Below are 7,601 nucleotides of genomic sequence, written 5' to 3'. Positions count from 1 at the left end.
CCGGCCCTAAATCATCATCCGCGTAGCGGATTCAATGCTTTGAACAACACTTCCGATCAGAAAAGATCGTAAACAGGTTCTAAGCCTCCAGCCGGAACGTCGAGTCCATGGCCCGCCCGCGTTCGTGTTCCAGCAGCCATTGCTTGCGCGCCAGGCCGCCGCCATAGCCGGTCAGCGCGCCGTCCTTGCCCAGCACGCGGTGGCAGGGAACGATGATGGCGATGCGGTTGGCGCCATTGGCGGCGGCCACCGCGCGCACCGCGCTGGGCCGGCCCAGCCGTTCCGCCAGGCTTTGATAGCTGTGGGTGCTGCCGTAGTCGAGCGCTCGCAGGCTTTGCCATACGCCGCGCTGGAATTCGCTGCCCGGCGTGTCCAGCGCCACGTCGAAATGTCGCCGGCGGCCGGCAAAGTATTCGCCTATCTCTGTTTCCGCTTGCCGGGTGTGCGCGTTTTCCCCGGCGATGATCCGCGCCTTGAGCAGGCGTTGCAGGTCTTTGAATTCGGTTTCCAGCATGCGCCGGTCGGTGAATTCCAGCAGGCACAGGCCGCGCTCCGTCGCGCAGGCCAGCATCGGGCCCAGCGGGGTGGTGAAGCGGTGCAGCAGGATGACGCGCGCGCTGTCGCTGGGAGCGCTGCCGGTCAGTTTCTTGTAGGCGTGGGCAAAGCCGCTGAGCGAGTCGTAGCCGCTGTCGAGCGCGACCTCGGTGGCGCTGCGGCCGCCCTTGAGTTCGCGCAGCGCGGTATTGATGCGCAGCATGCGCTGGAAGGCGTGGAAGGTGATGCCGTGGTGCTGGAGAAACCAGCGGCGCAGCGCTTCCGGGCTGATGCCGCGCTGTCTGAGCTGGCCATCGCTGATCCGGTCCTTGGGGCTGGCCCGCAGCCAGGTCATGACCTGGGCCACCGCCGGCGGCGCGGCGTGGGCGTTCTCGGTGGGGCGGCAGATCTTGCAGGGCCGGAAGCCCGCATCCAGCGCGGATTTGAAGCTGGAGTGAAACTCGACGTTTTCCCGTTTCGGCTTGCGCGCGCGGCAACTGGCGATGCAGAACACGCCGGTGGTGCGGACGGCGACGAAGAAAATGCCGTTGTATGCCTCGGCGCGTTCCAGCAGCGCCCGGTAATAGCCGTCGGCCTGTTCGGTGTCAGTGATCAGCATGGGTGAAGACGGCCTGGAAGGATTGTTGGGCGCGGATATTGTGCAGCATGTTCAGCAAGCTGCGCTGCAATTGTTCGTGGACGGCATTGCCCATGGAGAGGCGTTTGACGCCCAGCCGCGCCAGCGCGGCGAAGTCCGGCAAGGCCGGCATGCACATCACATTCAAGGGCAGCGGCACCGCTTCGACGATGGCGCGAATGTCCGTTTCTTGTACCACGCAAGGCACGAACAGGCCGTCGGCGCCGTGGGCGGCGTACAGGCGGCCGCGGGCGATGGTCTGCGCTTGCGCGTCGGATAGGCCCAGCAGGAAGGGATCGGTGCGGATATTGAGGAATAGCGTGTGGCCGGCTTGGCGCAGCGCTGTCCGCACCGCCGTCAGCATGGCGGCGAATGCAGCCGCATCCTGCAGGCTGCGCTGGCCTTGGCGCACCACGCTGTCTTCCAGGTTGACGCCGACGACGCCGAGCGCGGCCAGTTCGCTCAGATTGGCGGCGATGCGCTCGGGGCTGTCGCCGTAGCCGGCTTCCATGTCCACGCTCAGGGGCAGGCGGCTGGCGGTGCGCAGGCGGGCGACAAGCTGGCGCAATTCGGTAAAGCCGAGTGCTTCGCCATCCTCGTGGCCCAGCATGGCGGCCATCGCCGCGCTGGAGGTGCCGATGGCGGCATAGCCGGCCTGTTCGGCGAGGCGGGCGCTGGTGGCGTCCCAGACATTGGCGATCAACAGCGGTTCGGCTTGGTGGTGCAGGGCGGCGAAGTCCATGGGTGTGCTCCGGTTGGAATGCGCACAGCTTAGGGGGCGCCCAAGACCGTCACAACCGAAAATCGGACGAGTATTTTGCGGGCGGCTTGCCGCCGCGCCGGTGTTTGAATGCGAACGAAAAATTCTAATGGCATGACCGGCGCGGTTATACTGGCGGCGGCCTCAAGATGCGCTGAGGCGGAGGCTGTCGTCGATCAAGGCTTCGTAAATCGCCTGTTGGCCGGCGGGCAGCACCGGCAGCAGGGTTTCGCGGCGCTTGTCGGCGTCAAACAGCGATTCCACCAGCCAGCCCACCAGGTAGAGCGAGGCGAGACAGCCGCCGGCGGTGGCGATATTGCCGTGGCAGACCAAGGGTTGGTCCAGGACTTGCAGGCCCTGTGCCTGCAAAGCGGCTTTCGCATCCGGATGGGTGGTGGCGCGGCCCTGCGGCAGCAGGCCCAGCCGTTCCAGGATGAAGGCGCCGCCGCAGATGGAGCCGATGCGTTGACGGCGGGGGTCCAGCGCGAACGCGGGCAGAAAGTCCGGGTCGGCGAGCGCGGCGGGCACGCCTTGCTTGCCGCTGGAGAACAGCACCGCATCGGCGTAATTGGCGTCCGCGAGCGGGCCGTGCGTCGGCACCGTCAGGCCGTGCGCCGAATGCAGGACCGGCTGTGCGCCCAGGATGCGCACGCGCCAGTCTTTGCCGTTGCGGCCCAGCAGGTCCCACATGAGGAATAGGTCGATGTCAGTGAAGTGGTCGAAGGCGATAAGCGCGATGTCTTTCAAGGCGAACTCCTGGAGCAGGTTGAATGCGGTTTCCGCGGGAGTTCGCAGCCTAGCAATCCAGCGGCGGCCATACACAGCCTGTATGGAGGGCGGCGCATGAAAACACTGTCGCGCAAGGATTGGATTCTCGCCGGCTTTGCCGCGCTGGATCAGGAGGGGCATGCCGGCCTGTCGGCCGAAAACCTGGCGCGCCGGCTGAATGTGACGCGCGGTTCCTTCTACCACCATTTCCGCAACCGGGAAGACTTTGTCCGCACGCTGCTGGCCGCCTGGGAGGAGGATTACACCGAGCGCATGCTCGCCCATGCGGCGCAGGGGCGCAGCGCCGGCGCTACCTTGCTGCGTTATTTGCGGATTGCGGCGGAAAAGCAGCCGGGGCGGGAGGTGGCCATCCGCGCCTGGGCCTTGTGCGATCCATTGGCGGCGGCCTTCCAGCAGCGGGTCGATGCCCGCCGGCTGGCGTTCGCGATCGAAACCGCCGGCCGCCTGGGGCGCTCCGCCGCCGAGGCTGAGTTGATCGGCCAGGCGGCGCATCTGTGCCTGATAGGCGGGCAGCAGACCGGGGCGCGCCACCAGGCGGGCCAGTTTGAGCGGCTGGCCCGTGGCGCGCTGGCGCTGGTCGGCCGCTTGGCGGGCGGCTAGCCCTCAGTCCTGCCCGGCGGCGCCGTAGCGCGCGTCCAGTTCGTCGTAGAGCGGCTTGTTGACCAGGCGTTGGCGTTCGGCGAAGGGGACCACCAACTGCGGGTCTTCCTGCAGGATGCCGTCGCGCGCCAGCACGCCCAGCGCCCGCTGCATGCCCAGCACCGCGCCTTGCAGCGCGGCGTTGGCGTACAGCACCAGGCCATAGCCCAGTTCCTTCAGTTCCGCGGCGCTCAGCGCCGGGGTCTTGCCGCCAATGACGATATTCATCAGCAAGGGGCGCTCGAACAGCGCCGGCAGGCGGCGGATGTCGTCCAGTTCGCGCACCGCTTCGATGAACAGCACGTCGGCGCCGGCTTCGGCGTAGCGGCCGGCGCGCTCGATGGCGGCGTCGATGCCGTCCACCGCGCAGGCGTCGGTGCGGGCGATGATCAGCAGGTTCTCGTCCTGGCGCGCTTCCGCCGCCGCCTGGATCTTGCCGCACATTTCGGCGGCGCTGATCAGGTTCTGGCCGGAGAAGTGGCCGCATTTCTTCGGCAGCACTTGGTCTTCCAGCTGGATGGCGTCGGCGCCGGCGCGTTCCAGCACGCGCACGGTGCGGCGCACATTGAGCGCGTTGCCGAAGCCGGTGTCGGCATCGACGATGATGGGAATCGACACCGCGTCGCGGATGGCGGAAACCTGGTCCGCCACTTCCTTCAGGCCGACAAAACCCAGGTCCGGCAGGCCCAGCTGCATATTGGTCAGGCCGGCGCCGGTCAGGTAGAGCGCGCCGAAGCCGAGGTCCTCGACGATGCGCGCGCTCAGCGCATTGTAGGCGCCGGGCACCAGCAGGCCGGAGCGGCTGGCTGTCAGGCGGCGCAGGGTGTGTTTGCTGTTTTGCGTCATGGTTGCGGTTCCAGAGTGGCTAGGGGATGGGTCTGGTGGTAGTCGCCGCGCCAGTAGACCAGCGGCTGGCGTTCCGGCTCGTGTTGGGCTTCCAGCACTTCGCCGATGAAGATCAGGTGATCGCCTTCCTCGTGCTGGCATTTGCGGCGGCAGGCCAGCCAGGCGGCGACGCCGCTGAGCAGCGGCGCGCCGTGGCGCTGGCGGGTGAACTGGGCGCGCTTGCGTTCTTCGAGGCCGGGGCTGGCGAACAGGCGGCTCAAGTCTTGCTGCTGCCGGCTCAGCACCTGGATGGCGAAGCGCTCGGTGGAAAGAAAGCTGGCGGCGGCGCGGGATTGCTTGCGCAAGCACCACAGGATCAGCGGTGGTTCCAGCGATACCGAACTGAAGGCGTTGATGGTCAGGCCCAGCGGGCCGTGGTCGGGGTCCAGCACCGAGGCGACGGCGACGCCGGTGGCGAAGCTGCCCAGGGCCTGGCGCAGTGCGAGGTTGCCGGCGCTCATCAGACGGCGATGGCGTAGCCGAAGTCGATTTCGCTGGCGGCCACGCCGCCGCGCATGCCCCAGTTGTCGGCCGGCTCTTCGCGCAGCAGGATCAGCACCGAGGCGGGCGCGATGTCCAGCAGCGCGGCCAGGTCGGCGGCCAGCCGGGCGTAGAGTTTTTTCTTGGTGTCCGGCTTGCGGCCGGCGAAGACGGTGATTTCGATGTGCAGGTAGTCCGGATCGCCGCCCGGCGGCAGCAGGTCTTCCGGCGCATAGCGCTGGTAGCGCGCCTGCAATTCCTCGTCGCTGACGCCGAACACGGCGCGCAGCGCGTCGTAGACGCAGTGGATGATGGCTTGGCGCTGTTCGGGCGCGCGCGCGGCGGCGTCCTCGATTCTGACTATTGGCATAAGGGGCTCATTTCTATGGCGGTGGCGGCGGCGAAGGAGGCGGATTGCATTTCGGCGAGCCGGCTCAGCGTGCGGTGGGTGTCCACCGACAGCGCCACTTCGCGCAGCATGGTTTCGATCGGGCGTTCGGAGATCAGCAGCAGGCGCTGGCGGCGGTCGTAGAGCACGTCCACCAGCCAGATGAAGCGGCGCAGGCCGTCCGCCTTGTTCAGCTGGGCCTGGGCGATGTCGGAGACGATCACGGTGTGCCAGCGTTCCGAGATTTCCAGGTAGTCCAGGTGGGAGCGCGGCCCCAGGCAGATGGCGTCGAAGTCGAACCAGACGCAGCCCGGTCCTTGCGCCCGCGTCGGCAGCGGCCGGCCGGACAGGCTGACGCCGCCGCCGTCGGTCAGTTGCAGGCCGTCTTCCCGCAGCAGCCGGCGCAGGCCTTGTTCGGCGTCGGCGTCGCAGGGGTGCAGATAGTGTTCGGCGCTGGCGGCCTCGCGGTAGCGGTAGTCCTGCGCGCCGTCCAGGTGCAGCACGGCCAGGTGTTGCTGGATCAGCGCGATCACCCGCAGCGCGTAGCGATGCAGCTGCGGGTCCGGCAGCAGTTGTTCCGGCGCGTAGTTGGAGGTCAGGATCACTTGCACGCGCTCTTCCAGCAGCACGGTCAGGAAGCGCTCCATCAGGATGGCGTCGGCAATGTCGTGCAGATGGAATTCGTCCAGGCAGAACAAACGGCTTTGCCCGGCCACGCGCTTGGCCAGCGCCGGCAGGTAGTTGGCGTGCTCGCCGCCGGCCTGGGCCAGGCCGCGGTGCAGATCGCGCAGGAACTGATGGTAGTGGATGCGCTGCGCCGGCTGGGTGGACAAGGCGAACAGCCCATCCATCAGCATGGTCTTGCCGCGGCCGGGTTCGCCCCACAGATAGGCGCCGGCGGGGCCTTGCTGTCGCCGCAGCCAGCCGGCGGCGGGCCGGGGCTGCAGGCACAGCGCGTCCAGCGCGTCGGCGGCGCGGCGCTGGCCGGGGTCCAGCAGGACGCCTCGCTCGGCGAAACGCCGCGCCAGGGCGGAGGACTCAAGCATGCGCCGGCTCCGCGGTTTCGGCAAAACGCAGCAGCGCGTCCAGCAGCGCGCGCTCGCCGGCCTCGTCGCGGCGCAGCAGATGGTCCAGCGCCGCTTGCTGGTCTTCCGGCTTTTTATCCTGCGATAGCTTGAAGCGACCTTCCTCGCGCAGCACGTGGATGCACAGGCCGAGGATGTGCGGCGCGTTGGCGATCACTCTGGGATCGGCGGCGTCGTACTGGAACGATGCCTGCGGCGGCTGCAGCCGCTCACAGGTGTCGCGCAGCGCGGCGCGGGCCGATTCCAGATCGTCGAGGACTTCGATTTCGACGTCCATGTGCACCGCGACGTAGTTCCAGGTGGGCAGCAGCCGGCTGCGGTAGGCTTCCGGCGGGATATAGCTTTGCGGGCCCATGAACACCAGATGCGCGGGAAAGCGGCCGCGGCCCTGGAATTGCGGATTGCGGCGGTCGACATGGCCGAACAAGGTGCGGTCGGCGGTGCGGAACAGCGGAATGTGGTTGTTGTGCCGCTGGCCTTGGTGCTCGCTGCTGATCAGCGCCAGCGGGTAGCGGGCGATCATCTGGTCGATCAGCTCGGGGCGGGTGCAGCGGTATTCCGAGTAATGGAAGGCGCATGAACTCACTGGGTAGCTTCCTTTCGCAAATGCGGTTCTGCCGGCAGCCGCCGCGCGCGCCGCCGCCGGTCATGGGCGATGGCCGCTTCGGTCATCCACTTTAGCAGCGCGCGGCCGCGCAGCGGTCGCGAATTGAATGGCAAGGGGGCCGGGCCGGCGCCTATCAGCTGCCGCGCCAGCGCCCGGCCCAGCATGAAGGACAGCGCCAGGCCGCGGCCATTGCAGCCGGTCCAGGCCAGTACGCCGTCGTCGACGCATTGCAGGCTGGGCCGGCCGGACGGGGTGAGGCCGACATGGCCGGCCCACAGCAGCGGTTCGCCGGCGGGTTCCAGGCCGAACACGACCTGGATGCGCTGGCGCAGCGCGGTGGCGTAATGCTCCGGGCCGGCGTCGGAACGCAGCGCGAACAGGCCGGTCAGGAGCCGGCCTTCCGGGGTTTTGCGGAAAAACCACATATCGCGGCGGTTGTCGGAGAAGGGGATGTCGGCGGGCAGCACTCGCACCTGTTGTTCCGTGCTCAGTTCGAACTGTCCGAGCGCCAGCGTCAGCGGCACGCTGCGGCGGGCGACGGCGGCGATGCCGTCGCGGCTGTAGGCGTTGCCGGCCAGCAGCACGCGGCCGGCGCGCAGGCTGCCGCGCGGGGTGCGGATCACATGCATGCCGTCGCGGCTTTTCAGTTCCAGCAGCTTGGCCGGGCAGCGCTCCAGCAGCACCACGCCGCGCCGGCGGCAGCGTTCGGCCAGGCCGCGCGCCAGCGCCAGCGGGTCGATCTGGCCGCCATCCTCGAACAGCAGGCCGCCGTGGTAGCCGGCGGCGGCGCTCAGCGC

10 protein-coding genes are annotated in these 7,601 nt (G+C 68.2%); 1 reads left to right on the top strand and 9 read right to left on the bottom strand.

The annotated features are described in order from the left end of the window. Positions 1 to 79: 79 nt before the first annotated feature. From LQT98_RS17335 to LQT98_RS17325, 3 genes are all read right to left on the bottom strand, one after another. Entirely contained in the window at positions 80 to 1,153 is a 1,074-nt protein-coding gene (locus LQT98_RS17335) for a bifunctional transcriptional activator/DNA repair enzyme AdaA (protein ID WP_231463843.1), read from the bottom strand. Next, entirely contained in the window at positions 1,140 to 1,913 is a 774-nt protein-coding gene (locus LQT98_RS17330) for an isocitrate lyase/PEP mutase family protein (RefSeq protein WP_231463841.1), read from the bottom strand. Before LQT98_RS17330 ends, LQT98_RS17335 begins: the two co-directional genes overlap by 14 nt. A gap of 162 nt (positions 1,914 to 2,075) precedes the next feature. Further along, complete coding sequence (locus LQT98_RS17325) at positions 2,076 to 2,678, bottom strand: DJ-1/PfpI family protein (RefSeq protein ID WP_048410051.1); 603 nt, start codon at positions 2,676 to 2,678, stop codon at positions 2,076 to 2,078. A gap of 96 nt (positions 2,679 to 2,774) precedes the next feature. Here LQT98_RS17325 and LQT98_RS17320 point away from each other — a divergent pair, with 96 nt between their 5' ends. Then, positions 2,775 to 3,320, top strand: coding sequence for a TetR/AcrR family transcriptional regulator (locus LQT98_RS17320; protein WP_048410052.1), 546 nt, complete (start codon positions 2,775 to 2,777; stop codon positions 3,318 to 3,320). Between the two features lie 3 nt (positions 3,321 to 3,323). Here LQT98_RS17320 and LQT98_RS17315 read toward each other — a convergent pair whose 3' ends face one another. From LQT98_RS17315 to LQT98_RS17290, 6 genes are all read right to left on the bottom strand, one after another. Next, a complete protein-coding gene (locus LQT98_RS17315; RefSeq protein ID WP_231463839.1) occupies positions 3,324 to 4,205 on the bottom strand; it encodes an isocitrate lyase/PEP mutase family protein in 882 nt (293 codons plus the stop codon). After that, positions 4,202 to 4,705, bottom strand: coding sequence for a flavin reductase family protein (locus LQT98_RS17310; protein WP_231463838.1), 504 nt, complete (start codon positions 4,703 to 4,705; stop codon positions 4,202 to 4,204). The genes LQT98_RS17315 and LQT98_RS17310 overlap by 4 nt, the downstream gene beginning before the upstream one ends. After that, a complete protein-coding gene (locus LQT98_RS17305) occupies positions 4,705 to 5,094 on the bottom strand; it encodes a tautomerase family protein (RefSeq protein ID WP_053074384.1) in 390 nt (129 codons plus the stop codon). The genes LQT98_RS17310 and LQT98_RS17305 overlap by 1 nt, the downstream gene beginning before the upstream one ends. After that, a complete protein-coding gene (zapE, locus tag LQT98_RS17300; RefSeq protein WP_048410055.1) occupies positions 5,085 to 6,158 on the bottom strand; it encodes a cell division protein ZapE in 1,074 nt (357 codons plus the stop codon). The genes LQT98_RS17305 and zapE overlap by 10 nt, the downstream gene beginning before the upstream one ends. Next, positions 6,151 to 6,783 (bottom strand): FMN-binding negative transcriptional regulator, encoded by a 633-nt coding sequence (locus tag LQT98_RS17295; protein WP_053074385.1) that lies wholly within the window; start codon positions 6,781 to 6,783, stop codon positions 6,151 to 6,153. The genes zapE and LQT98_RS17295 overlap by 8 nt, the downstream gene beginning before the upstream one ends. After that, positions 6,780 to 7,601, bottom strand: an 822-nt coding sequence (locus LQT98_RS17290) for an NAD(P)/FAD-dependent oxidoreductase (protein ID WP_231463835.1), incomplete at its 5' end; no start/stop codon positions are given. The genes LQT98_RS17290 and LQT98_RS17295, both read right to left, overlap by 4 nt.

The sequence above is a fragment of the Chromobacterium aquaticum genome (assembly GCF_021129195.1).
In the GTDB taxonomy this organism is placed as follows: domain Bacteria; phylum Pseudomonadota; class Gammaproteobacteria; order Burkholderiales; family Chromobacteriaceae; genus Chromobacterium; species Chromobacterium aquaticum.
The sequence above is the reverse complement of the archived record's forward strand: the minus strand, read 5'-3'. Positions and strand labels throughout refer to the sequence as shown.